The organism is Streptomyces sp. NPDC007983, assembly GCF_042958345.1.
In the GTDB taxonomy this organism is placed as follows: domain Bacteria; phylum Actinomycetota; class Actinomycetes; order Streptomycetales; family Streptomycetaceae; genus Streptomyces.
Genome location: NZ_JBIBJI010000021.1, coordinates 53030 through 77813, shown reverse-complemented (window position 1 = coordinate 77813; position 24784 = coordinate 53030). Strand labels below are relative to the sequence as shown.

The 24784-nt window shown below is 69.5% G+C and carries 21 protein-coding genes and 3 pseudogenes; 4 read left to right on the top strand and 20 right to left on the bottom strand.

The window, feature by feature from the left end; translation table 11 throughout:
* Nucleotides 1-422 precede the first annotated feature (422 nt).
* Nucleotides 423-914, bottom strand: a complete 492-nt coding sequence (locus ACFZCY_RS38690; protein ID WP_391184495.1) for a DUF6114 domain-containing protein — start codon at nucleotides 912-914, stop codon at nucleotides 423-425.
* A gap of 122 nt (nucleotides 915-1036) precedes the next feature.
* Complete coding sequence (locus ACFZCY_RS38685) at nucleotides 1037-1651, bottom strand: DUF6230 family protein (protein ID WP_391184492.1); 615 nt, start codon at nucleotides 1649-1651, stop codon at nucleotides 1037-1039.
* Nucleotides 1652-1871: 220 nt separating this feature from the next.
* Between ACFZCY_RS38685 and ACFZCY_RS38680 the strand changes: the two genes are divergently transcribed.
* Nucleotides 1872-2603 (top strand): MerR family transcriptional regulator, encoded by a 732-nt coding sequence (locus ACFZCY_RS38680; RefSeq protein ID WP_391184488.1) that lies wholly within the window; start codon nucleotides 1872-1874, stop codon nucleotides 2601-2603.
* A gap of 58 nt (nucleotides 2604-2661) precedes the next feature.
* On the opposite strand, the gene ACFZCY_RS38675 is transcribed toward ACFZCY_RS38680, so the two are convergent.
* Nucleotides 2662-5634, bottom strand: coding sequence for a GH59 galactosidase (locus tag ACFZCY_RS38675; RefSeq protein WP_391184485.1), 2973 nt, complete (start codon nucleotides 5632-5634; stop codon nucleotides 2662-2664).
* A 169-nt stretch (nucleotides 5635-5803) separates the two neighbouring features.
* Between ACFZCY_RS38675 and ACFZCY_RS38670 the strand changes: the two genes are divergently transcribed.
* The 3 genes and pseudogenes from ACFZCY_RS38670 to ACFZCY_RS38660 form a co-directional block, all read left to right on the top strand.
* On the top strand, nucleotides 5804-5965 hold the full coding sequence (locus tag ACFZCY_RS38670; protein ID WP_391184482.1) for a hypothetical protein: 162 nt from the start codon (nucleotides 5804-5806) through the stop codon (nucleotides 5963-5965).
* Between the two features lie 199 nt (nucleotides 5966-6164).
* A pseudogene (locus ACFZCY_RS38665) lies at nucleotides 6165-6808 on the top strand (integrase); the annotation flags it as partial.
* A gap of 3 nt (nucleotides 6809-6811) precedes the next feature.
* Nucleotides 6812-7071: pseudogene (locus tag ACFZCY_RS38660) on the top strand (transposase); the annotation flags it as partial.
* A gap of 843 nt (nucleotides 7072-7914) precedes the next feature.
* Here ACFZCY_RS38660 and ACFZCY_RS38655 read toward each other — a convergent pair.
* The 17 genes and pseudogenes from ACFZCY_RS38655 to ACFZCY_RS38575 all read right to left on the bottom strand — a co-directional run bounded on the left by ACFZCY_RS38655 (nucleotide 7915) and on the right by ACFZCY_RS38575 (nucleotide 24762).
* Nucleotides 7915-8394 carry a winged helix-turn-helix transcriptional regulator gene (locus ACFZCY_RS38655; protein WP_391184479.1) on the bottom strand — a complete coding sequence of 160 codons (480 nt, stop codon included), beginning with the start codon at nucleotides 8392-8394 and terminating at the stop codon, nucleotides 7915-7917.
* 23 nt (nucleotides 8395-8417) lie between these two features.
* Entirely contained in the window at nucleotides 8418-8945 is a 528-nt protein-coding gene (locus tag ACFZCY_RS38650) for a hypothetical protein (protein ID WP_391184477.1), read from the bottom strand.
* Nucleotides 8942-10433, bottom strand: a pseudogene (locus ACFZCY_RS38645) (ABC transporter substrate-binding protein). The gene ACFZCY_RS38650 and the pseudogene ACFZCY_RS38645 overlap by 4 nt, the downstream one beginning before the upstream one ends.
* Nucleotides 10434-11213: 780 nt before the next feature.
* The gene (locus ACFZCY_RS38640; protein ID WP_391184474.1) at nucleotides 11214-12338 is read right to left on the bottom strand and encodes an LLM class flavin-dependent oxidoreductase; all 1125 of its coding nucleotides are present in this window, start codon (nucleotides 12336-12338) and stop codon (nucleotides 11214-11216) included.
* Nucleotides 12335-13462 (bottom strand): LLM class flavin-dependent oxidoreductase, encoded by a 1128-nt coding sequence (locus ACFZCY_RS38635; protein WP_391184471.1) that lies wholly within the window; start codon nucleotides 13460-13462, stop codon nucleotides 12335-12337. The genes ACFZCY_RS38640 and ACFZCY_RS38635 overlap by 4 nt, the downstream gene beginning before the upstream one ends.
* On the bottom strand, nucleotides 13459-14835 hold the full coding sequence (locus ACFZCY_RS38630) for an NtaA/DmoA family FMN-dependent monooxygenase (RefSeq protein WP_391184468.1): 1377 nt from the start codon (nucleotides 14833-14835) through the stop codon (nucleotides 13459-13461). The genes ACFZCY_RS38635 and ACFZCY_RS38630 overlap by 4 nt, the downstream gene beginning before the upstream one ends.
* A 22-nt stretch (nucleotides 14836-14857) precedes the next feature.
* A complete protein-coding gene (locus tag ACFZCY_RS38625) occupies nucleotides 14858-16072 on the bottom strand; it encodes an LLM class flavin-dependent oxidoreductase (RefSeq protein WP_391184465.1) in 1215 nt (404 codons plus the stop codon).
* Nucleotides 16073-16143: 71 nt separating this feature from the next.
* Nucleotides 16144-16368: a putative leader peptide gene (locus tag ACFZCY_RS38620; protein WP_391184462.1), complete on the bottom strand. Its 225-nt coding sequence runs from the start codon at nucleotides 16366-16368 to the stop codon at nucleotides 16144-16146.
* 97 nt (nucleotides 16369-16465) lie between these two features.
* Nucleotides 16466-17866, bottom strand: a complete 1401-nt coding sequence (locus ACFZCY_RS38615; protein ID WP_391184460.1) for an NtaA/DmoA family FMN-dependent monooxygenase — start codon at nucleotides 17864-17866, stop codon at nucleotides 16466-16468.
* Entirely contained in the window at nucleotides 17863-18765 is a 903-nt protein-coding gene (locus ACFZCY_RS38610; protein WP_391184457.1) for an ABC transporter permease subunit, read from the bottom strand. Before ACFZCY_RS38610 ends, ACFZCY_RS38615 begins: the two co-directional genes overlap by 4 nt.
* A complete protein-coding gene (locus ACFZCY_RS38605) occupies nucleotides 18762-19691 on the bottom strand; it encodes an ABC transporter permease subunit (RefSeq protein WP_391184454.1) in 930 nt (309 codons plus the stop codon). Before ACFZCY_RS38605 ends, ACFZCY_RS38610 begins: the two co-directional genes overlap by 4 nt.
* Nucleotides 19688-21037: an extracellular solute-binding protein gene (locus tag ACFZCY_RS38600; RefSeq protein ID WP_391184451.1), complete on the bottom strand. Its 1350-nt coding sequence runs from the start codon at nucleotides 21035-21037 to the stop codon at nucleotides 19688-19690. The genes ACFZCY_RS38605 and ACFZCY_RS38600 overlap by 4 nt, the downstream gene beginning before the upstream one ends.
* A 19-nt stretch (nucleotides 21038-21056) precedes the next feature.
* Nucleotides 21057-22253, bottom strand: coding sequence for an acyl-CoA dehydrogenase family protein (locus ACFZCY_RS38595; protein ID WP_391184448.1), 1197 nt, complete (start codon nucleotides 22251-22253; stop codon nucleotides 21057-21059).
* Nucleotides 22254-22263: 10 nt separating this feature from the next.
* Complete coding sequence (locus tag ACFZCY_RS38590; protein WP_391184445.1) at nucleotides 22264-23451, bottom strand: SfnB family sulfur acquisition oxidoreductase; 1188 nt, start codon at nucleotides 23449-23451, stop codon at nucleotides 22264-22266.
* Entirely contained in the window at nucleotides 23451-23762 is a 312-nt protein-coding gene (locus ACFZCY_RS38585) for a hypothetical protein (RefSeq protein ID WP_391184442.1), read from the bottom strand. The genes ACFZCY_RS38590 and ACFZCY_RS38585 overlap by 1 nt, the downstream gene beginning before the upstream one ends.
* Entirely contained in the window at nucleotides 23759-24316 is a 558-nt protein-coding gene (gene ssuE, locus ACFZCY_RS38580; protein WP_391184440.1) for an NADPH-dependent FMN reductase, read from the bottom strand. Before ssuE ends, ACFZCY_RS38585 begins: the two co-directional genes overlap by 4 nt.
* 365 nt (nucleotides 24317-24681) lie before the next feature.
* Nucleotides 24682-24762: a putative leader peptide gene (locus ACFZCY_RS38575; protein WP_391184570.1), complete on the bottom strand. Its 81-nt coding sequence runs from the start codon at nucleotides 24760-24762 to the stop codon at nucleotides 24682-24684.
* Between the last annotated feature and the right edge of the window lie 22 nt (nucleotides 24763-24784).

Here is a 24784-nt window from a genome sequence, read left to right as displayed (position 1 = left end):
TGACGGCCGGTGCTGGGGGCGGGCCCGCTCCCTCGTCGTCCGTGTGCTCCGGCGGCCTGACGGGCTCCCCGCTCGGGTGAGCGCTGGACGTGCGGGGATCAGCGGACGGGGTGGGGCTTGCGGGAGTCTCCGTCGCAGAGGCTGATGTGCCGTCGGGACGGGCACAGTCGACACCGTGGTTTCCAGGTCCGCCCGGCCCCTCTTCGGAAACGGAGAGCGCCGCGGTGGCACTCGTGTCGGCGGACTCGGGCAGGCGTTGACTGCCCAGGATGAGGGCGGTCGGCAGCGCGGTCAGCGCGAGAGCCCTCCCGACCGGCAGACGCAGGCGTGTCAGCGCGGACGTACGGGGGATGGCGTGCCGGCCTCTCGGCGGTTGAGCGAAGCGGGGTTCTGCGGCCTCGCCGTGGGTGTCGGGCGACTGGTCACTCACTCCCCTGTCCTCCCACTCGGCTGACGACGGCTGACGGCCCCTCAGCGCCGTCGGGTGCGTCCTCCGGATGCCCGGCCCCGTCCACCGGGCCCCATGCCAGAGCCAGGAGTCCGCCCGCCGCCGCGAGCAGCGTGCCGACGAAGAATCCGCCGAAATTGGATATGGGAAGCGACAGCACGCCGAGGAACACCGCGACGCAGCCCGCGAAGAACCTGATCACCGGCTGGAACCAGAGGAGTCCGCCAAGGACGATCAAAGTCAGGCCGATGACCAGGGATCCGGCCCCCGCGGTGGTGGACATCGCCACGGACAAGCCGCCCAGGGAAAGGTTGTAGTAGGGGAAGTAGATGATGGGCGCAGCGGCAAGGAGCACCAGCAGACCCGCCCAGAAGGGGCGGGTCCGCCGCCAGGCCCGGAAGTCCTGGCGAGCGCGGGCGAAGCCGCTGTCACTGTGGGGATGTGCGGGTGCGCCGGCACTCGTCATGTGGCAGCTCCCAAGTCGTAAGTGGGTGAGGGTGTCCGCGAGGACGGTGGGGGCACTGCCGCCCCCCCCTGGTCAGTCGCCGGTCGCTTCCGCGCGCGGGAGGCGAAGGGGCGGGATCGAGGTCAGAAGCAGTCGTGGCGGCCGGCCGCGATGTCCATGTGCAGGCCCGCCAGTTCGAACGTTCCCGCAGTCGTGGCCCAGACCGTCTGGTGGGCATCGATGATCTCGACCGCGTCCGCCTGCTGGGCGTAGCCGTTGGGATCGACGTGGTCCTTCGGGTTGACCTGACCCTTGGTCATCGAACCGGTGGCGACGCCGATGTCGACGTTATTGAAGGTGCCGCGCTTGGCCTGGAGGTCGGTCATGTCGATGTACAGATCCTTGGCCTTGACCGGCGTGCCCGACCCGCCGGCCTTGAGCGACATCGTGTAGGTCCCGAGGACGGGAATGTCCACCGGGACGGACTGGCACATGTCGGTGACCTTCGCGTTCTTGATGGACGAGACGGAGACGGGCACGTGCTTGCCGTTCTTGGCGACGTCCACCGTGGCGTAGTTGCCGAATCCGGTGCCGCTCAGCTTGCCGGCCGAGACCTGGAAGGCGGAACCGGAGATGCTGAACGAAGCGGCCAGGGAGCCCTGGGCCATGGAGACGGCGACCGCCGCCGCGGCTGCCACGGTCGGCACCGCACCGATGGCGAAGCGCTTCCAGTGGGTCTTGCCGATTCGCTGGGACATTGTGTGGTTCTCCGTTGTCGAGGCGTACGAGACGACCGGACCCAGAACCGACTCGCCCGGGCCCAAGGCGGGGAAGAACCACGGCTGGGGTGTGGCCGTGGTGATGCAGGCGGCTCCCGCGAAGTGGGCACGCCGAAGAAGCACTCGATAGTGTTACTACCGAGTACCCGATAGTGGCACTATCGATCCCACCGGGGCAACCCCCGGTAACGCGATACTGGTGGGACAGTTGAGCGTGAGGGAGCGCATGAGGATTTCAGAGCTCAGTCGCCGGTCCGGGGTGCCGGCGGCGACCATCAAGTACTACCGACGGGAGGGGCTGCTTCCCGAGGGCCGCGCGCTGAACCCGACGGCGGTCGAGTACGGCGAGGAGCACATCCAGCGGCTCCGTCTGATCCGTTCTCTCATCCAGCTCGGCGGACTTTCCGTCGCGCGGACCCGTGAAGTGCTCGATGCAGTCGACCGTCCACTGGATGCGTTCGAGACCCTGGGCGTCGTCCACCACGCACTGCCCGTGCCCTCCGCCGACAAGAACGCGAAGGGCATCAAGGACGACGACGGGCCGGACGGCGCTGTTGACGAAGCGGCGTCGGGCGAAGGAGCCGCAGCGAGCGTCGACGCTCTCATCGAGACGATGGGCTGGCGGATCTCCGATGCATCGCCGCACCGCCCGGCACTCGCCGAAAGTCTCGCAGCGCTGAGCCGCCTCGGCAGCGCCTACACAGCCGACGATCTCATCCCCTACGCACGGCTCGCCACATCCACCGCGGACCTGGACTTCGCACAGCTCGACGGGATCGAGGACCGCATCGCCCTCGCCGAGCGAGCGGTGGTCCTCACCGCGCTGTTCGAGCCGGTCGTCAGGCTTCTGCGGCGACTGGCCCAGGAGGACGCGAACCACCGTCGCCATCATCGCCGTGCGTGCGTGCGGGGTGAGCATCCGGCGGAGTGACACCTCGGCGGGGCCGCCGAGACACGGCAGGGCACCTGGGCCTGCGGGTCCAGGGCGCCTACTGGGCGGCGGCGCCGTCCTTGCGCACCAGCCGGTCGTGAGCCTCTTCGATCCTGTCCGTGATCTGCTCGACGCCGATGGCGTCAAGGCCCTTCTGTCCCGCCACGGCAGCCTTCGCCGCCGACGACGCGGAGTCGAACAGGGCCCAGGAGTCGGCCGTGTAGTCCGCCCGCGCCGGACGTCCGATCTTCTCCAGGGCGCCCCGGATCGGTGTCGTGTCCACAGTACTGTCCACGTCCCCGGAGATGGCGTTGAATGCGTCGAGAACGATCTTTCCGGACTTGAGGACGAACCTCGCCGTGTGCGCGCCGTCGGGCAGACCGCGGAGCGCGTACGTCGCGAGGCGCTTGTCGGTCGCGGCCGTCTTCGCGTCCCGTGCGATCAGCTTTCCGTCGACGTAGACGTCGAGGACGGCGGTGCCGTTGTTGCCGCCGATGACATCGATGCCCGTGCCGGTGAACGGGACGGTGAACGACGCGCCGGCGGTCGTGCTGGTCGACGTGGACCGGTACCAGTCCATCGCGTCGCCGAGGGCGGCGTTCCTGTTCCACGTCCCGTCGTATGTGACCGAGCTGTCCATGTTGTCGAGCTGTGCGCGGGCGTAGGGCGTGTACCCGTCGATCTTCTCGACCTTCAGGTTGTCGAACGCCGTCTTGTGGAAGTCGGTTCCGAGCTTGACGCGGCCTTCGGTCTGCGGAGTCGGGTCCTGGTACGTGGAGACGGCTTTGCCGTCGATGTAGGTCGTGATCGTCGCGCCCTTCGCCTCGATGGCGAGGCGGTAGCTGTCGGATGCCGCGACCGTTCCCGACGCGACGGCCGTGCCGTATTCGTAGAACGTCCAGGCGCCGGTCGGTCCGATGCGCACGTTGTAGGCGGCGTCGCTGATCGCCATGCCCTTCTGCTGACGGACGCCCAGGGCGGCGAGTCCGCCGTCCGGGTCCGGGAACGAGACGTCGACCGTGGCCCGGTAGTTCTCCCAGCGGAAGTCGCCGACCGTCGTGTTCGGGGTGTTGCGGTTCCAGGCGCCGGTGTCCTTCATGGACTGGTCCATGTACTGGTACAGGACATTGTTGCCGCTGGCGTCCTCACCGACCTCCCAGGCGCCGGTCTGGTCGACCATGTAGCGAGGCTGATTGCCGCGCGACCTCAGGTAGGGCTGGGACGCCTTGTGCGCGCCGTTGCCGGTGCCGACCTGGACCTTGCCCTCCTCCTCATACCCGAAGTCGTCGGCGTACAGGACGTTGTCGCGGGTGTTGTGCTTCTTGCCGGTCGCGTCGGTGTCCAGCACCGTACGGTCCCGGGACTCTGGCAGGCGTTGCTTCGTCGCCTTGTCGTGGCTCTTGTCGAGCGTCGTCAAGGTCACGATCGACCGCGGCTTGACCGTGTAGGTGTAATACCTGTCACCGCCGGGCCGGATCTCGTCGACGAGGCGCTTGAAGTTCGCGTCGTAGGGCCGGCCTGCGTCCGGCCCGCGGGTTTCCCAGATCTCCATGGTCGGGTCGGAACCGAGTCGCATGTTCTCGGCTTTGATCCGGTAGGTCTTGGGCTGGTCGCTGTCGTTGACGACGATCGTCGAAAAATCCTTCTTACGGGGATCGGCGAGCGTCATATAACTGGGGGCCCCGTTGGAGCCGTCGAGGTCGACGGTGCCGCTCACCCCGCTGTAACTGGCCTCCGGCACGGTGCGCCAGATGCCCGCCGTGTTCGTGTCGTTCTCCCAGCCAGTCCTCGCGAACTGGGTGAAGTGCTGCATCACATAGAGGGCCGCGTCGTAGTGGAGGTAGCCCGACCACGGGTCACGCGCGCTGACGAGTTCCTTGTGGCTGTACTGCGCGCCTTCGTAGAAGGAGCCGATCGCCGGCTGGAAGATGTAGTGCGTCCGCTTCGAGTTGGCGTAGCTCTTGACAGAGCGGTTCGCGAGATCGAGGGCGCTTTGGACGCCGCCGATGCCGGTGCTCGTTCCGTTCGGGCCCTCGGTGTTGTTGACGCGGTAGTCGGTGTAGCCGAAGGAGGCGGTTCCCTCGCTGTACCAGACTTCCTTGTCGTCGTCGTACTCGTTCTCACCGGTCGCCAGCCTGGTGTACGGCAGATTGGTGTCGCTGCCGGCGGCCCCGTCGTGCCGGTCCTCGGTGGTGTAGTGGTAGCCGACCGCGTCGACGATGCCGAAGAGTTCCGCGTCGCTGAGCATGGACGGCCCGATATTCAGGGTGTTGTTCTCGTCGGCGGCGATGATCTTGATGTTGTGGTATGCCTTCTCGGCCTTCTCCCGCTTCGCCGCCGGGATGCCGTAGCGGGGATCAGCGAAGTCCGTGTCGGTCAGAATCGCGCTCTTGTACCACTTGATGAAGGCCTCGTTCGGATCCCGCGTCTCGTTCGTGTCCGGGTCGACGTAGTCGACCATGTACCCGTATTTCTCGTAAGCGTCGAGGATCGTCTCCTTGTACCACGTGTACATCTCGTCGGCGCCGGTGCCCTTGTTCCATTCGTTCTGAACCCATTGGGGCATGACCCAGCGGAGAATCGAGACCTTGAGCTTCGGGTTGACCTTCTTGGCGTCCGCTGCCAGTTGGAAGCCCGGGGAACGCGACGCGTCGGCGAGTTCGTCCGCTGTGCGCATGGTCGCCGGATCGGAACCGGTCGACGTGTTCGTGTCCGAACCCATCTCGATCTTGACATGGTTGATCAGGCGGTTCTTTCCACCGAACAGCACTCGGATGAGCTGCCAGTACCGGCCGGGGTGCTCCGCCTTGTAGTCCATCAGGAGGTTGCTCGTGCTGTTGCAGCTGAGCACGCCGAGGCCCTTGTAGGTCAAACCGTTCACGTTGTCGGCGCGAACGTCGTCCCCGTTGACCACGACCTCTACCGGATCGTCCGCGGCGGGGGCGGCGGGGGCGGTGATCACTCCGGCCGCGAGTGCCATGGTGGTTGCCGCGACAAGCGACATCCAGCCGAGTCTTCGCTGTGTGCCCATCCCGCCTCGACTCCTTCTTCTCGTAGCGCGCACCGACGCCAGACGTTCGAGATACCGAAAGATGTCCGCAATTCCGGAAGGACCGTACGCAGTAAGCGATTTCTACGTCAATCCCTATGCACTCACGGCAATTGAGGTCGCCTGGGCACCCTCACCGACTGGAAAGCGCTTGGACGCCGAGGTGGCCGTCGCCGGATACTGCCGACTTCTGGGCACCATCGGTATCAACTACATCGCGCCGCTGATCGTCGCCAAGCTCGTCGGCCGCATCGTCGGCGGCGGTGTCACCTGTCGGGCTCGAAAAGTCATCGCTGCTGATCAGGCGGCATAGCGGTACTCGTTGATGACGCCGCCGAGGACGCGTGTGCGCAGGAGTCTGCGTGCATCGAGGTCGCGCAGGGGTGGTGCGCTTGCCAAAACCCTCATCCGCCCTGATGGAGACCGCTTCTTCGGGTCCGGGAGATCTTCGCCGCGGTCGCTCGGTCCGACGCTCTGGCGCAGCTGCTGTCAGCGCGTCATGATGATCGATCGTGCTGCTCCGACTGGCTTACCTGAGTGCGGCGAACGCGTTCGCGATGCTTCGCCTGCTGCCGATGACCGACCAGGACAAGGACGCGGAGATCCTCGCCCTGCGCCACCAGATCACCGTGCTGGAACACCAACTCGGCAAGGACAAGATCCGGTTCACGCCGAGCGATCGGGCGTTCCTGGCGGCGCTGCTGCACCGGCTGCCACCGCACGTCCTGCGACGGTTACGCCTGCTCGTACGCCCCGATACGGTACCGCGTTGGCACCGCGACCTCGTCAAACGCCGCCATGCCGCCTCCTGCCGGCCCAACGCCCGGGACGGCCACGCACCGTGCGCTCGATCCGCATCCTGGTGCTGCGGCTGGCGAAGGAGAACCCGAGCTGGGGGTACAGACGTCTGCACGGCGAGCTGCTTGTGCTGCGGGTGAGGGTGGGTTCGTCCACCGTCTGGGAAATCCTGAAGGAGGCCGGCATCGACCCAGCGCCCGAGCGGAACTCCAGTACCTGGGCCACCTTCCTCCGCGCTCAGACTGATGCCCTGCTGGCCTGCGACTTCACGGAAACAGTCACCCTGTCGGGGACACGGATCTACGTGCTCGTGGCGATCGAACACGGCAGTCGCCGGATCCGCATCCTGGGCGCCACCGAGCTGCACCTTGTGCTGCTGAAGAAGCTGCGGGCGGCGAACAAGCTCGACTGGTCCAGGGCGGTGACCGATTCCTCCCATGTCCGGGCGGCTCGACGGGCCCCAAAGCGGTCCCAGCCCGGTCGACCGCCACGCCCGGGCAGCAGCACCACGTCCTCGCCGACGGGCAGGGCATCCCGCTCGCGGTGTCGCTGACCAGTGGAAACCGTAACGACGTCACTCAACTGCTGCCGCTTCTCGACGAGATCCCAGCTGTGACGGGGGAGCACAGCGGCGGCCGTTCGCACGCGGCGCCATGTTCCGGGTTGCGTTGCGCTTCGCGGGCATCCGTCCGCGCATGCTCCCATGGAGAAGGTGACGGTACGAACGCCCGAGAGGCTCAGAGCTTCTCGGCGACGTGCTTGCCGAGATCGAGTTCGACACCCTGAGGCTGCTGCAAGCCGCGCTCGAAGAGGCTGCGCACGTGATCCGCGTTCTCCGGGCGCCCCGACGACGGTCAGATCGGGGTCCTCCTCCATGCGGGTCACCAGATCGGCAAGCTGCTCGACGGTGTCCAGGTCGATGAGGTTGATCGGGGCGTTCTCGAAGGTCACCTTCCAGTAGGACGGCGACACCGCATGTACATGAAATTGCGAGTGATTACTCATGGGGACGACCCTAGAGGCGCTGACTTTAAAAATGCAACCCAGTAGGCACGTGACTGTGCCCCCACTTTCGAGGGAGGCGGCGAGTTCGAGGGGCGCCGGAGTGTCACCGCATCGGTGCTGAGCAGGCACTTCCGTCGTCCGGCTGCGCGGATGGCGCCGCGAGCCGCCGGAGGAGGAGGTGATGCAGGCGGGGTTCTTACTGCTGTTCATGGCGCAGTCCGCGAAGGCTCTCGCGCATCCCGACGCGGCAGCACGGAGTGTCAGGAGGGAGCCTCGGTGACCGCCCGGACCCTCAAGAGATCCATGGACCCAGGAGTGCTCACTGGAGTGCGGGCAGGCTCTCTGTGTACCGCCCCGGCGCGGGTCCTGTGGGCCGCCGGCTCCCCCGCCGTTCCGCCGCATTCCGGGTACCGCTGCAGTCGGCGGGGCGGGATCGGGAACTCGTTGGCGGGGACGCGCTCAGCCGGACTGGCCGAGGGACGAGTTCTGAGGGTCAGGTGCTGCCATCAGCGACACATCCTCCATGGGGACCTCGCGACCATCCTCATCGAGGAACCCCACGTGGACGGCCCGACCCGTGGAGCGGGTCCGCTGGGAAGCGGAGGGACCCGCGGGCCGCGGACGGTGACGGTCACCCCACTGCTGCAGTGCACCCAGGACGGGCTGCAGTTCGAGCCCGGCCGGCGTCAGATGGTAGCTCTGCCGGTGCCTGCTGCCGGCCTCCTGGTATGTCAGTGTCCGCAGCACTCCGGCATCGACGAGAACCTTGAGTCGGTCACTGAGCAGGTTCGACGCGATGCCGAGAGCTGACCGGATTTCAGCGAACCGGTGCCTGCCGTAGAGGACCTCACGCAGCACCAGCAGAGTCCACCGCTCGCCGAGTATCTGCAGGCTCCGCTCCATGGAACAGGCCGGCTCGTCATCCATGGGGCCGGACACGTGCCTTCCTGACGGCACAGAACTCACCTCCACATCGACGCCGGGTACTCGTTCCGGGGGCCACGTACGCCCCGCAGCCCGCACCGTATACCTGAGTTTACTATCACCAACCAGATGGCGCGTACGCCTGCCGGGCGGGCCGTCCCGCCGCCGACGCCGCCATCCGATCCGTCCCGTGCCCCGCGCATGACGACCGGTGCGCACAGTGCCGAGGCGATCAGCAGGGCGACGACCAGCGAGGCGCCCATCAGGCTCAGCGATACCTTGAGTCCGGAGAGCACCGAGGGGAGGACGTCGGTGCCGGACACCCAGGAAAGGCCGAGGTCGCCGCGGGCCAAGCCGACTGCCCAGGCGGCCAGTTGCATGAGCGGGCCGGTGTCGAGACCGAGGTCCTCGCGGATGGCCGCCAGGGTTTCCCGGGTAGCCTCCTGCTCGGCGGACCTGGCGCGCAGCAGGCTCAGCGCGGGGTCCTTGCCGGACAGCCAGGGCAGCAGTCCTATGACGGTGACGACCGCCGCGAGCGCGGCGGTGCGGGCTGCGGCGGTCTTCACTTGACGTGGGTGTCGGCGGTGACGAGCAGGCGTTCGCGCGGATCCTTGGCCGAACCCACGACGCGCGCGGCGTCCCCCTGGATGACCCGCTCGTGCAGCATCGGGATCGCGGCGTCGGTGTTGAGGATCGCCGCTTCGGCCCGCAGGATCGCCGTGCGGCGCTGTTTTCCGGCAGGTGACGCGGCCGCCTTGTCGAGGGTCTTGTCCACGGCCTTGTCACGCAGTTGTGGGATGTTGAACGAACCGTCGCTCGCGAAGTCGCTGTACAGGTACGCGGCCGCGTCGCCGGAGTCCAGCACGGTGGCACGGGAGAGGATGAAGGCGTCGAACTTCCCGGCGAGGGCATCGGATTCGATGTTCGCGTACTCGCGCACCACCAGCTTCACCCTGAACCCCGCCTTGTGGAGCTGCTGTTGCAGTGAGGCAGCGGCTTCGGGCAGCTCGGCCCGGTCCGTGAAGGTTCCGATGGTGACCGTCTTCCCACGTGGGTCCCCGGCCTTGGTGGTGTTCGTCCGGCCCGGGCGTTTCTTCGCCCACGGAATGGCCGGACCGAGAAGGCCCTCCGCGACATCGGCCCGTCCTTCGTGGACGCCGTCGACCAGGGTCTTGGCGTCGATCGCCTCGCGGGCGGCGGCGCGCAGGGCGGGGTCGGCGAAGGCTCCCCGCTCGGTGTTGAGGTACAGCGTGTTGGTGCGCGGCATCGGCACCTCTGTGATCTGGTCCTTCTCCAGCAGGGACGCCTGGGAGACCGGAACGGACTCCACGATGTCGGCTTCACCGCTGCGCAGCGCGGCGGCGCGCGCGGTGCCGTCCGGCACGAATCGCACGTCGATGCCCGGCGCCTTGGCCTCGTCCCCCCAGTAGTGCCCGTTGCGGTCGAGCGTGGCCGTACTGGTGCCGTTCACCTTCTTCAGCACGAAGGGCCCCGTCCCCGCGCCCACCGGATTCACGGTCTTCCCCCGGTACGCCTTGGCCGCAAGGATCGACAGCTGGGGGGAGGAAAGCCGCTGGGGAACCAGGGGGTCTTCCTCGGCCGTGGTGACCATCACGGTGTTGCCCCTGGTGGTGACGGTCAGATCGACGCCGTCGAGGATGCGTGGCTTCGGCGCGGCATCGGCCGCCGTGGTGAGCGAACGGGGCCGCGTCCCGAGCCGTGAGCTTCGTGCCGTCGTGGAAGGTGACGCCCTGGCGGATGGTGAAGGTCCAGGTCTTGTCGCTTGTCTGCCGCCACTTCTCCGCGAGCGCGGACTCGGGGTCGCCGTTCGCGTCGAGCGTGGTCAAGGTCTCCGCGGTGCTCCAGCGGGAGAGCTTGAAGGCGTCGTCGCTGAGTGGAGACAGACCGGAGCGGGGCGGCTGCATCATCACCACCCTGATCCGTTTGCCCCCGGTGGCGGAATCGCCTGGGTCGCCAGCCGTGAAGCAGCCGGTGAGCGTGAGGGCGGAAGCGGTGGTCAGGGAGAGAGCAGGCAGGGCCCTGGGCAGGCGCACGGGAATCTTCCAGGTCATTGAGCTGGGGATTTACTCGCCCTTGACCGTAGCATTGATAATCATTTTCATCAATGGGTACTGGTGGCGAGGACGGCGACCCACGCCCCTCTTCTTCTCGGAGTCCTCCAAGCTCCGCCCTGCCCCATCCCCGGAGCGCACCGCTCTGCGAGACGCCGACGCCGACGGAACGCTGTGACCGCCACCGCGTCGTGTAAGGGCTCATACCGGAGGGGTGACCGATGAGCCTGCGGGCCAATACTCAGCAGGCAGCCGGGGCGGGACGTGGCAAGGCAAGGCTTCAGCGCGGAATCGGGATTTCGAAGCGCACCGCGCCAAAGCCCGACCGCGCTCCAGGTGTGCGGCTGACGGACGCCCATGCCGTGCGGCCGGCCACCGCCGCCGACACCGACGGGGCATGCCGCGTCATGCTCGACACGTTCTACCGGGAGTGCGACTGCGGCTACATCCCCGCGTGGCACCACGACGTGGAATCCGGGGATGTCCCCCATGTCCGTGCCACCGCTGCGGTCTCCGCTCGGACGCCGCATTGTCGTCTTCGAGCCGCACCAGGAAAAGGAGTCCTTGAAGTGCCCGTTGAGACTGCTTAGCACACTATTTTGCATCTAGCCGTCCGCACACGCCCCGCCTGACGCACTTGTCGCCACGACGCCACGCAGCCCGGCACCGCGCCCGGCAGCGACTGACGCCGCGACCCGGCGGTGGGCCTCACACCGTGCGACCCACCGCCGGTCGATCGCCGGGAGCGGAGTTCGTTCCGGCTCATCTGCGGTGCCACTCCTGGGCCAGCAGTTCGTAGGAGCGCACCCGGTCGGCGTGGCGGTGGGTGATGGTGGTGATGAGCAGTTCGTCGGCGCCGGTGGCTTCCTGAAGTCGTTCGAGCTCGTCGGCGACGCGCCCGGGCGAGCCGACGAACTGGGTGTCCACCCGGTCGGCGACCAGCGCCCGGTCCGCCTCGGTCCAGGAATGGGCGCGCGCCTCTTCGGGGGTGGGAAACGGGATGGCGCCCTCGGCGGTGCGGATGCTGCGCACCCACGGGCCGTAGCCGGCGGCGAGTTCCCGAGCGGCCGCGTCGTCCTCGGCGACGACGACATCGGCGGAGACGCCGACGTAGGGCTTGTCGAGTACATCGGACGGCTGGAACCAGGCGCGATACGCCTCAGCCGCTTCAAGGACGGTGGCCGGGCTGACGTGGTAATTGGCGGCGAAGCGCAGTCCGTTGCGCCCCGCGACCTGGGCGCTCTGCCCGCCACTGCTGCCCAGGATCCACACCTGCACGTCGGCGCCCTCGCCGGGGATCGCGTGTGCTTCGACGCCGTCGGCGGACCGGTAGTCGCCTCGCAGCAGGGCGAGGATGTCGTCGAGCTGCTCGCCGTAGTCCTGTGCTCGGGCGTCCGGCTGCTGGAGCAGCTGCCGCTGGAGCGCGATCCGGGGCGACCCGAGCAGCTGGCCGAAGAAGAACCTCGGCGGGATGCGCAGGCCGTTGGGGGCGCGTCCGTCGACGACGGGAGTCGTGGCCGACGGGAATTCGGGGCGCTCGGTGGGACGTCCGCCCGAGCGGCCGAGGCCCAGGTCGAGTCGCCCGGGATGGAGGGCGTCGATCAGGCCGAACTCCTCGACCGTGGACAGCGCGGTGCGGTGGCCGAGCTGTACGGCGCCCGAGCCGAGGCGGATGGTGGAGGTGGCGGATGCGGTCAGGGCCAGCAGGACGGCCGGTGAGGTCCCGGCCACGCCCGGGTTGAGGTGGTGTTCGGCGAACCAGTAGCGGGCGTAACCGAACCGCTCCGCCTGCTGGGCGAGATCGATGCTGCGGCGCAGGGCCTCGGCAGCGGTGGAGCCGGAGGAGATCGGGACGAGGTCGAGGACCCCGAGGGGGATGCCGGTCACGGTCGCAGTCCTCCTTGAGCCCCGGCGTGCGGGGCAGCGGACTCGGGCGCGGTACGGGGTGTGGGCCCGGCGAGGACCGGAGCCCAGGGAAACGGCGGATCGGGGATGTCACGGCGCAGCACGGGGGCGATGTCGGACTGGAAGAGTGTGAGTGAGGCGCGGTGCTGGGCGTCGGTGAGGCCGCCCGCGTCCGCGTGCAGGTGCAGCACGGTGTGTCCGAACCGCTCGTGGTAGCGGTGCACCTTCTCGATCACCTGCTGCGGGCTGCCGATCAGCGCGGAGCTGCGCTCGACGAAGTCCTCCAGGGTCGGGAACACCGGCTCGATGCCCAGCTGCTTCTGGAATGCCAGACGGCCCTCGAAAACCGGCCGGTAGTCGTTGATCGCGTCCTGGGAGCGGCGCGTGGCGTAGTAGCCGGCGGTTCCCGCGCCGACCACGGCCCGGGCGGGCTCGTGGCCGTAGTGGACCCACCGCTTCCGGTAGTAGCGGATGAGTTCGGCGTACGGCTCCATCGGATGGGTGACGTTGGCCGAGAAGAGTGGGTCGCCGTACCGGGCGGCGAGGTCGACGGACTCCCGGCTCGTCGCGCTGCCGTGCCAGACCCGGATGGGTTGCTGGAGGGGTTTCGGCCACACCTCGGCCTCGGTCAGCGCGGGGCGGAAGCGCGGCGAGGCGGTCACCTTGTCCTCGCGCCACAGCCGGCGGAACAGCTCGTAGCTCTCGGCGTTGCGCTCCCACTGGTCCTCGGTGGCGACGTGGAACAGCTCACGCTGGGCGGTTCCATTGCCCTTTCCGATGATCAGGTCGAGGCGACCGTCGGCCAGGTGGTCCAGGGTCGCGTAGTCCTCGTAGGCACGCACCGGGTCGAGCAGGCTGAGGGTGGTGACGGCCGTGAACAGCCGGATGCGGGAGGTGAGCGCGGCGAGGTGGCTGAGCACGACCGGGGGCGAGGAGGAGATGAACGGCCGTTCGTGGCGTTCGCCGACGCCGAAGCCGTCGAAGCCGAGCTCCTCCGCCAGCAGCGCGTTGGCGATCACCTCGCGGAAGCGCTCACGGGTCGGTTTCTGCACGCCCGTCACCGGGTCCGGGGCGTGCACGATGAGGGTGATGGCCAGGAACTTCATGAGGCCGCCCGTTCCTGGTGCGCCTCGGTGACGGGGTGGGCCAGACCGAGGTGGTCGCGCAGGGTCGTGCCCTCGTACTCGGTGCGGAACACGCCGCGTTCCTGGAGCAGCGGGACGACGGTGTCGGCGAAGACGTCGAGGCCGCCGGGGGTGATGTGCGGGACGAGGATGAAGCCGTCGGCGGCGTCCGCCTGGACGAGTGCGTTGATGGTCTCGGCGACCGTGGCCGGGGAGCCGATGAAGGTCTGGCGGTTGCCGGTCTCGATGACGAGGTCACGGATCGACCACTGGTTCGCCTCCGCCAGCTCCCGCCACTCCCGGGCGACGGCCAGCGGGTCGCGGTAATTCCGTACCTGGGCGCGGCCGCGGGCGATGGTGTGCTCGCCGGGGTCCGGGTCGATGTCGGGGAGCGGGCCGTCCGGGTCGTACGCGGACAGGTCACGGTTCCAGACGAACTCCAGATGCTTGATCGCGGTGGCGCCGCTGACCTGCTTGCGCCGCACCTCGTGGGCCAGCTCCTGCGCGTCGGCGTCGGTGTCGCCGAGGACGAAGGTGGCGGCGGGCAGGATCAGCAGCTGGTCGGGGGTACGGCCGTGGCGGGCGAGGCGGCTTTTGACGTCCGCGTAGAACGCCTGCCCTTCCTTGAGGGTCCCGTGCCGGCCGAAGATCGCGTCCGCACTGGACGCGGCGAACTCCCGGCCTTCGTCGGAGTCACCGGCCTGGAAGATCACCGGACGGCCCTGCGGACTGCGCGGGACGTTGAACTGCCCGGCGATGTCGAAGTGCTGTCCCCGGTGGGCGAAGGCCCCGGCCCGTGCATCTGCGAGGAAGGCGCCGGATGCCTGGTCGGCGACGATCTCGTCGCCACGCCAGGAGTCGAACAGTTCGGTGGCGGTGGCCAGGAACTCCTTCGCCCGGGAATAGCGCTCCTCCTGCGGAAGGAAGCCGCCACGGCGGAAGTTCTCGCCGGTGAAGGCGTCCCACGAGGTGACGACGTTCCATGCGGCGCGGCCGCCCGACAGGTGGTCGAGGCTGGCGAACTGGCGGGCCACCTCGTACGGCTCGTTGAAGGTGGAGTTGATGGTGCCGGTCAGGCCGATCCGTTCGGTGACGGCGGCGAGCGCGGACAAAACAGTGAAGGTGTCCGGCCGTCCCACCACATCCAAGTCGTATATTTTCCCTCCCTGTTCGCGCAGGCGCAGTCCCTCGGCGAGGAAGAGGAAGTCGAACTTGGCGCGTTCGGCGGTGCGCGCGAAGTGCGCGAACGAGCTGAACTCGATGTGGCTGCCCGCGCGCGGGTCGCTCCATACGGTGGTGTTGTTGACGCCGGGGAAGTGGGCCGCGAGATGGATCTGCTTGAGCGCCTTGCTCATGGTCGGTGGTCCCTCCGGCTGCTCAGACGGTGGCGTAGCGGTTGGCGGGGCGCGAGAGTCCCAGCAGCCCGCGCAGGGTGTCGGCCTCGTAGGTCGTGCGGAAGGCGCCGCGGCGCTGGAGTTCGGGCACCAGCCCCCGGGTGATCGCCTCGAGGTCGTGGCCGATCACCCCCGGGCGCAGCCGGAAACCGGACAGTCCGGCCCGCTGCCACGCCAGGAGCAGGTCCGCGAGCTGCCCGGGGGTACCCGTGAACACCTTCGCGTCGCTGGTGTATGGGGAGCCGGCAAGGCCGTCCAGGCGCTCTCGGCGGCTCGCCGCCGCGCCGGGGGTGTCGTCCAGGAACACCACCAGGTCGCCGAAGACGTGCAGGGGCTCCTCCGCGCGCCCCGCGTCGGCCTGCGCGGCGCGGATCTCGGCCACGATGGCCTCGGCCTGGCCGCTGTCGTGGGGGGTGACGTACCCGATGTCGGTGGAGCGGCCCACCAGCCGGTACGGCACGCTCTGGTGTGCCAGCGCGGTGACGACGGGCTGTCCCTGGGGTGGCCTGGGGGTGATCGAGGGGCCCTTGACGCTGAAGTGTTTGCCCTCGAAGTCGATGTAGTGGAGCTTGTCGCGGTCGATGAAGCGGCCGGTGGCGGCGTCCCGGATTTCCGCGTCGTCCTCCCAGCTGTCCCACAGACGGCGCACCACCTCGACGTAGTCGGCGGCCTCCGCGAAGAGTTCGTCGGTCAGCTCCCGGGCGGCCGGGGTGTTCAGGTCCTCGGCACCGAGCGGCGGGATCGTGCGGCGTCCGAAGTGCTCCGCCTCGTGTCGGCGCCTCGACACCCGGATCCGCAGACCCGCGCGACCGGTGCTGACGTAGTCCAACGTGGCGATCGCCTTGGAGATGTGGAACGGCTCGGTGTGCGTGGCGACGATGGTCGGCACCAGCCCGATGTGCCGGGTCAGCGGCGCGACGCGGGCGGCGATGAGCACCGCGTCCAGCCGGCCGCGGACCTGGTCGGTGCGGTCGTCGGGCTCCGTGCGGCGCGAGGACTGGAGCGCGAGCCCGTCTTCGAAGGTCACGAAGTCGAGGAGGCCGCGTTCGGCCTCGGCGACCAGATCGGTCCAGTACTCGGCGGTGAACAGGTCCCGGGGCCGGGCCTGCGGTTCGCGCCATGCGGCCGGGTGCCAGCCGGCACCGTCGAGCGCGACGGAGAGATGGAGCGGCGAAGGGCGTGAAGGAGACGCGGACACGACAAAAGTGCCTTCCTGATCGACCGTAGGGGACCGCCGGCCCCGCTGTCAGGGCCGACGGGAGAAACGGATCAGGAACAACACAGGGCGGCGGCCACCCGCTGCAGATCGATGTGGGGCCGGGAGTACAGATGGACACGGCGGCAGGGCGCGATGACCAGGACACGCCGACAGCTCACCTGCCGCACCCCGCTCACCTCCGCCCCTTCCGCCCGTCGGGACCCAGGGTCCCGTCCGTGCCTTCGCAAAACGCTACGCAAGGCCGCGACGCCGCGCAATCGTGCGACCACGCGCATCCAGCTTGTCGGTTGCCAACACTCCAGCCGGTCCGGCTATTCCTCCGAAAGGCGAGTGAGCGCCGCCTCGTTGGCAACAGCTGCTGCCCACTCCCGCCTACGCGTGACGTTCTCGGGCGGCGCGTTCGCGGTGCCGGGCGGCGGGATGGTCCGCGGCGACCCTGGCGCTCCCCTGGCCGCCCACGCGCTCGCGCAGCGTCGCGCCGTCGTAGGTGTGCGGTATGCGGCCACGCGCCCGTAGTTCCGGGACCACCAGGTCGACGAAGTCGGTGAAGGTGCCGGGGGTGATGGCGTACGCGAGGTTGAAGCCGTCGATGTCGGCCTCCTCGACCCAGCGTTCCAGTTCGTCGGCGACCGTTTCGGGAGAGCCCACGACGACCGGACCGATACCGCCGATGCCCAGGTAGCGGGCGACCTGTTCGGGGGTCCACTCACGCGAGGGGTCAGCGGTGGAAAAGATCGTCAGGGCCGAGCGGACGGCATCGGTGTCGACGTACTCCAGCGGCTCGTGAGGGGCGAGTTCGGACAGGTCCAGCCCGCTCCAGCCGCCATAAAGGGCGAGGGCACCCTCGTAGGAGGCGTACGAGATCAGGTCGGCGTACTTGGCCTGGGCCTCCTCGTCCGTGGGCGCCGTGATCGCGGTCAGCAGGATGTAGATCTTCACGCTGTACGGGTCCCGGCCCTCGGCCTCCGCCTTGGCCCGGATGTCGTCGACGACGCGGCGCGTGGCCCCCGGGCTGACCGCGTTGATGAAGACGCCCTCCCCGTGCCGGGCGGCGAAGGCCCGCCCGCGCGGTGAGGCACCCGCCTGGAAGATGACCGGGGTGCGCTGCGGCGAGGGTTCGCTGAGGAAGACGCCGGGCACGGCGAAGTGCCTGCCCTTGTGGGCGATGTCGCGGATACGGCCGGGCTCGGTGTAGACGCCGCGCTCGCGGTCGCGGACCACCGCGTCGTCGTCCCAGGAGTACTCCCAGAGCTTGTAGCAGACCTCCAGGAACTCCTCGGCCATCTCATACCGCTCGTCGTGGCCGATCTGCTGACCGAGCCCGAGGTTGCCGGCCGCGCTGGCCAGGTAAGAGGTCACGACGTTCCAGGCCACCCGCCCCTTGGTGAGGTGGTCCAGGGTGCTCAGGGTACGGGCGAGCTTGTAGGGCTGCTCGTAGGTGAGCGACACGGTGATGCCGAACCCCAGGTGCTGGGTCACGGCCGCCATCGCCGAGACGGCGGGCAGCGGGTCCGACAGCGGGATTTGCGCGCCCTGGCGGACGGCGGCGTCGCGCGAGCCCTGGTAGACGTCGTACACGCCGAGCACGTCGGCGATGAAGAGCGAGTCGAAGCCGCCGCGCTCCAGCAGCCGGGCGAGAGCGGTCCAGTAGGCGAGGTCGGTGTAGCGGTGGGCCTGGTCGTCGGGGTGGCGCCACAGCCCGGGCGACTGATGGCCGGCACAGGCCATGTCGAAGGCGTTCAGATGGATACGGCGAACGGACGGGTGAGTCATTTGACGGCTCCAGCGGAGAGGCCGGACACCAGGCGGCGCTGGGCGGCCACGGCGAGGACGTACACGGGGGCGATGCCGACGAGGGAGACGACGGCCTGCTGGCCGAACTGCACGGACTTGTCGCCCTGGAAGAGCGAGAGCGCCACCGGCAGGGTCTGCGAACCGCTGTCCTGGGCGAAGCTGAGGGCGAAGAGGAACTCGTTGTAGCTGAGGAAGAAGCAGATCAGCGCGGCGGCCGCGACGCCGGGGCCGATGAGCGGCAGCACGATGCGACGCAAGGCGGCCCAGGTGCCGAGCCCGTCGAGCCAGGCCGCCTCCTCGATGTCCTTGGGCACCGCGCGGACGAACCCGTCGAGCAGCCAGATGGCGACGGGGACGTTGGCGAGCCCGTCGACGAGTACCAACCCGGTGACGGTGTTGTTCAGCCGCAACTCCCGCAGCAGGAAGAAGAGCGGGAGGATCGCCACCACCGGGGGTGCGCAGTAGCTGGAGAGGATCACAGAGGCCAGCCGCGCGCCGCGGCGTCCGGCACGCGCCGTGAAGTAGGCGCCCGGAACCGCGATGAGCAGAGTCAGGACGACGGAACCGGTGGCGACTGCCCAGGAGTTGGCGATGTAGCGCCCGAGGCCGAGGGCGTGGAAGGCATCGGGCCAGTTCTGCCAGAACAGATGCGAGGGCAGCAGGCCGCCGTTGAGCACATCGTCCCGGGAGCGCACGGACAGGGACATCACGTACAGCACCGGGACCATCGTGGCGACGGCGACGAGCGCCAGCAGGGCGGTGGCCGGGGCCCCGCGGCGGCGGGCGCGGCGCCGGCCGGGGCGCGGCCCGGCAGAGGTCGGCTCGGGGTCGGCCGGCCGCGGTGTCCTGGTCTCGCGGGCGAGTTGGGCCGTGGTCATGCGGCCACCTCCTGACGGCGTGTGCGGCGCAGCGTGACGACGCTGGTGACCACGCCGATGAGCAGGGAGAAGAGCACCGTCGCGGCGGCGGCGCTGCCGACGTCGAAGTCCTGCAGGGCGGTGCGCTGGATGTCGTACGTGCTGGTCGTGGTGGAGAAACCGGGACCGCCCGAGGTGACGACGTACACGATGTCGAACACCTTGAACCCGATCACGAGCTTGAGCGTCAGCACGGAGAGCAGGGTCGGCTCGATGTACGGCAGCACGACCGAGCGGACGGTCCTCCAGCGCCCCGCCCCGTCCAGGGCGGCGGCCTCTCGCAGCTCGTCCGGCACGCCGAGCAGGGCGGCGTACGTCAGCAGCATGACGAACGGTGTCCACTGCCAGGTATCGATGATGACCAGGGTGACGAACGCGCTGGTACTGCCGCCGAGCGGGTTGACGCCGGGCAGCCCGAGGCCGTGCAGTGCTCCGTTGAGGGCGCCGCCGACCGGGGCGAGCAGCAGCTTCCACGCCACGCCGACCATGACGGGCGGGGTGACCATCGGCAGCAGCAGAAGGGCGCCGAGGGTGCCGGGACGCCGGGCCCGCGCGCGCAGCAGCAGCGCGAGCGCGACGCCCAGCGACATCTGCACCGTGGCGGCGGCTACCGCGAAGAGCGCCGACCGCCACAGCGAGCCGGTGAAGGACTCGCTCTCCAGAGCCGTGCGGAAGTTGTCGAAGCCGGTCCAGCGCTGGAGCGGCTGGGCGAGCGTGGAACTGCTGAACGTCAGGCCGAGCAGATAGACCAGCGGATACCCGGCGAAGATCACCAGGAAGAGCACGGACGGTACGGCGAGGATGGGGGGAACGCGGGTGCTCGGTGCCGAGGCCGGCCGCAGCCGGCGGACGGCCCGCTTCGCGGGGTGTCCTGCGGGCGAGGTCATCCCGTGCCGCCCTTCAGCTGCTTGGCCCACGCCGCCTGGGTCTTCTCCAGTGCCGTCTTCGCGCTCTGCTTGCCCTGCAGTCCGAGGGCGAGTTCGTCGACGAGGCTCTGCAGCAGTTGCGGTGCCTTCGGCACGGTCGGCCACGGGAGCGGGTCTCCGGCCAGTCCGGTGCGGACCACGTCGTACGAGTCGGGGGACGCCTTCTTGAACGCGTCGGCGTCGAGGGTGCTGGTGCGGATCGGGTCCGCGCCCGCGTCGTTCTTGCCGAGCACGAGGAGGTTCTGCTTGGCCGCTGTGGCCCACTTGATGAAGGCGGCCGCGGCCTCCTTCTGCTTCGACGCCTTGGAGACCGCGAGCCCGAAGCCCGCGTCGAGCGAGGTGCGCGGCGTGGTGTTGTCGCCGCCGACCGGCAGGGTGGTGACGCCCCATTTCCCGGCGACCTTGGACTGCTTGGGGTCCTCGGCGCGCTTGGCGAAGTCGGTCCAGAAGTCCAGCATGGCTCCCTTGCCGTCCAGGAAGGCGGGCAGCGCCTGGTCGAAGCCGATCTGCAGGGGGGTGGGCAGGGCGTCGGGCGCTGCGGCGAAGAGGGCCTCGGCGGCGGCGAGCGCCTCGGGGGTGTCCAGAGTGGGGTTGCCGGAGGCTCCCTTGTCCAGGAAGGTGCCGCCGTATCCGGCGAGGCGGTTGGCGAAGGCGCAGCCGAGGATGACCGGCACCTGCTGTGCCTCGATGATGGCGCCGTAGTACGCGCCTTTGGCATCGCGGGTGATCTTCTTGGCGGCCTCGTTGTAGTCGTCCCAGGTCTTGGGAGGCTCGACCTTGTGCCGCTCGAAGATCTCGGTGTTGTAGAAGAGGATGTGGGTGTCCCCGTCGTACGGAAGTCCCCAGCGCTTGCCGTCGTAGCGGGTGTACGGGTCGTAGAGCGAGGGCAGGAAGTCGGCCTCGTCGATGTCCTGGTGGGCCTTGATGTACGCGGTCAGGTCCTCGATGACACCGCCCTGCGCGAGGGTGCCGACGGCGGCGTACCAGTACATGAAGACGTCGAACTGGCCCGCCCCGGACTGGACGTCGAGGATGGCCTTCGAGGTGAGTTTGTCGTACGGGACCGGCGTGACCTTGAGCTTGGCGCCGGTGGCTTCCTCGAAGGGTTTCCTGAGGTACTGGAACGACAGGGCGTTGGGCTGATTGGCGAGGATCTTCAGCGTGACGCCGTCCAGGTCGGGCTTGGCGTTCGGGTCCAGGCCGGCACCTTCCGCGGACCCGCAGGCGGCGAGGAGGGGACCGGCGGCGGCGAGGGTGGCGGCGCCGGTGGTGGCACGGAGGAGCTGTCTGCGGGAGAGCGGTGACATGGGAGGTTCTCCTGGCGTGTTACGTGTACAGGGTGAACGGCGGGTGGGTGCCGTTGAGGAAGTGGTCGCCGACTTCGCGGAGCTTGTAGGCGACGGGGTCGTGCAGCGTGTGGGTGCGGGCGTTGCGCCAGAATCGGTCGAAGCCGTACGCGGTGGCGGTGGAGCGGGCACCGGTGACCTCGAGTATCCGGGCGGTGATGTCGAGGGCTGCCTTGGTGGCGGCGACCTTGGCGGTGGCGACGGTGGCGGCGATCTCGCCGCGCTCGTGCCCGGTCAGCTCGTGGCCGCGGTCCAGCCCGCTCTGGACGGCCTCCGCGGCCTGGTCGGCCAGGGCGCGGGCGGCGCGGGCGGCCACGGCGAGTTCGCCGTAGGCGGCGAGCACGTACGGGTCCTGAGTGGCCGACTCCACCCCGGACAGCAGCCAGGGCCGGGTGGTGGTGCGGGTGTAGTCGGCCGCGGCGGCCAGGGCGCCTTCGGCGATGCCGAGGTAGAAGTGGACGAACACCAGCTGGATGGCCGGGGTCACCAGGGTGGCGAAGGGAGACAGCGCCCCGTCGTCCTGGGAGAGGGAGCCGAGGATGTCACCGGCCGCGACCGGCACGGCGTCGAACTCCACGCTGCCGCTGGCCGAGAGCCGCTGCCCGAAGTTGTCCCAGTCGTCGTTGCGTACCACCCCTTGGTGCGCCGGGTCGACGAGGACGACCACGGGCTCCCCCGTGTCCGTGCGGGTGGCCCCCGCCACGAGCCGGTCGGCGACCCGGGCGCCGGTGGCGAAGCTCTTGCGCCCGTCGAGCCGGAAGCCGCCCCCGTCCGGGGTGAGGACGACATCGGGGTCGCGGGGGTTGAAGGCGCCGCCCCACAGCCACCGGCCCTCGGCTGCGGCGCGCTCGACGCGCTCGGTGTGCGCGGGGCCGCCGAAGAAGCGGACGTTCCAGGAGAGGAGGTAGTGGTAGCCGATGAGCTGGCCGATCGAGCCGTCCGCGGCGGCGATCTCGCGGATGACGGCGTAGGCGGTGCGCCAGTCCGCTCCTCCGCCGCCGCGCTCGGTGGGGATGAGGAGGGTGAGCAGCCCGGCCTTGCGGAGGCGGTCGGCCTCGTCGAAGGGCGGCTGGTTGGCCTGGTCGCGGGCGACGGCGTCCGTGGCGAGGTCGGCGGCGACCGCGCGGGCGGTGGCGACCCATTCGTCGTGCGTGGTGGGTGGCGGGAGTGTGGTCATGGAGTGGTCCTCAGACGATGCCGTTGGCGGGTGGGTCGACGCCGTTGAGGGCGTGGTTCCCGAGGTGCTGGATCTTCCAGCGGCGTGGGTCGTGCAGCGTGTGGGTGCGGGCGTTGCGCCAGTGCCGGTCGAGGTTGCCGCCGCGCAGCGCGGACCGGGTGCCGATGAGGGCGAAGACGTCGCTGGAGACGGTGACGGCCGCCGTATCGGCCTGGGCGCGGGCGGCGGTGACCGCGACCGACGCCTCCGCGGCCAGCCGCTCGTCGGCGGGCGCGCGGCGGGCCGCGTCGATGGCGGCCCCGGACCGGTCGAGCAGCGCCTCGGCGGCCCGTACGAGCAGGGCGAGTTCGCCGAACTTCTGGATCACCAGCGGCTCCTCGCTCGCCCGGTCTGCCCCCGACTCCCCCCAGGGCCGGGCGATGTCACGGACCAGCTGCCCGCCCTCCTCCAGCGCCGCGCGGGCGATGCCGGTGTCGACGGCCGCGTGGATGAACTGGCCGAAGGCACCGAACACTTCGGGCCGCTCGAACGTGAGGTGATGCGGCACCACCCGGTCCTCGGGGACGTACACGTCCTTGAGCCGCACGGTTCCGCTGGCGGTGGTGCGCTGGCCGATGCCGTCCCAGTCGTCGACGACGGTGACGCCGGGTGCGTCGTGCGGAAGGAACACGGCGGTGAGGCGGTCGTCGGGGCCGAGGGCGAAGACCGGGATCCAGTGGGCGAACAGCGCACCGGTGGCGTAGTGCTTGACGCCGGTCAGCCGGAAGCCGCTGCCGGTGGGGTCCGGTACGAGCCGGGTGGCGAACTCCAGGGCGTGCTTGGTGCCTTTCTCGGCGAGGGCATTGCCGAACCTGCGCCCGGCCAGCAGTTCGGCGTAGAAGAAGTCGCGCTGCCCGGCCGTCCCGTTCTCCTTCAGCACTTCCACGAAGAAGAAGTGGTTCTGAGGGATCTGCCCGATGCTCGCGTCGGCGGCCGACAGCAGGCGGATGACCTCGCCGAGGGTGCGGGCGCCGACCTCGGCACCGCCTTGGGTACGGGGCACGGTGATACCCAGCAGCCCCGACCGGGAGAGCTGGTCGAGTTCGGCGTGCGGGAGGATGCGCTCGGCGTCGCGCAGCGCGGACCCGCGGGCGAAGGCATCGGCCAGCTCGGCGGCGATGGCGATCGCCTCCGCCTCGCTCTTGATCACGTGGGTCATCAGGAACTCCCTGCGTTAGCGAAGGGGACCTGCGCGGCGGGGCGGTCGTCGGTGCGGAACGGGTGGCTCCACAGGCCCCGTTGGCGCAGGAGCGGCAGCACGCCCTCGCCGAACCAGAGGCTGCCCACGTCGGCGCCGCCGAACTCCGCGGGCACGGTCACGGTCGGCAGGCCGGAGGCGGACAGCCGGTCCAGTTCGGTGCGCGGAAGCCGACGCCGAGCGTCCCGTTCGGTGGCGTCCTCGCGGAACCGGGCGGCCAGTTCCGCGGCGACCGCGAGCGCTTGGCCGTCGTGGGCGATCCGGCCGGTCATCCGGCGGCCGCCAGCACGGAGGTCCGGCCGCCGAGGGCGGCGGAGAACTGGCCGACCACCTGATCGAGGCCCTCCGACGAACCCGAAGCCACCGTCAGGGTGCCGTCGTCGCCCGTCGTGATGTCGTTGTCGAGGGTGAACCACCCCTGGACGATGTGGGCGGCACCCATGGAGCTGAGGACGGGGCGCAGCGCGTAGTCGATGGCCAGGACATGGGCCGTGGTGCCGCCGGTGGCCAGGGGAAGCACGGTCTTGCCCTCGAGGGCGTACTGCGGGAGCAGATCGAGCAGGGACTTCAGCAGGCCGGAGTAGGCGGCCTTGTAGACGGGCGTGCCGATCACGACGCCGTCGGCGCGGGCGAAGAGGGCGGCGGCCCGGGTGATGGCGGGGTGCTGGAAGTCTGCGCCGGGCAGCGCCTCGGCGGGCAAGGTGCGGACGTCCAGCGGGATCACCTCATGCCCCTGAGCCGCCAGCCGGCTGTCCAGGTGGCGCAGCAGCCGGGCGGTGCGGGACGTGGCGGACGGGCTTCCGGAGACGGACAGGACGGTGGCCATGCGGGCCCCTTCCACAGTGAGGGACAGGCTCGAAGACGAACCGGTGGTCGGGTGTACGAGCCGGGTCGGACGGCGCCGGGGCGGGATCGGCACCGAAAAGGGCGCAGCGCCCCGGGGCGGGGTATGCGCGCAGAGCGGATCAGCGCCGCCGTCCCCGCGCCGTCGCATGGACGACCGGACGACGGGCGCGGGGGATGTCAGCCGCGAAGAGAGGGGAGGGAGCCGCGGAAGACCGGACGCGCCGGGATGACGGCAACGGAAATGCCCGGGAGCGTGATGTCAGGAAGGGGCGCCTTGGGGTCGCACCTGATCAGGGACCCGACTCGGGGGCGAGCACTTCCGGGAAGGCTTCTCCGGAGGCTTGTTCAGACCAGACAGCAACAGGTCGCGCTGGAGACGCGCGCGAGGTCGACGTGGCGCCGACGCGTGAATTCCTGTCGCTTCATATCACCGATAGAACCAGTGGGG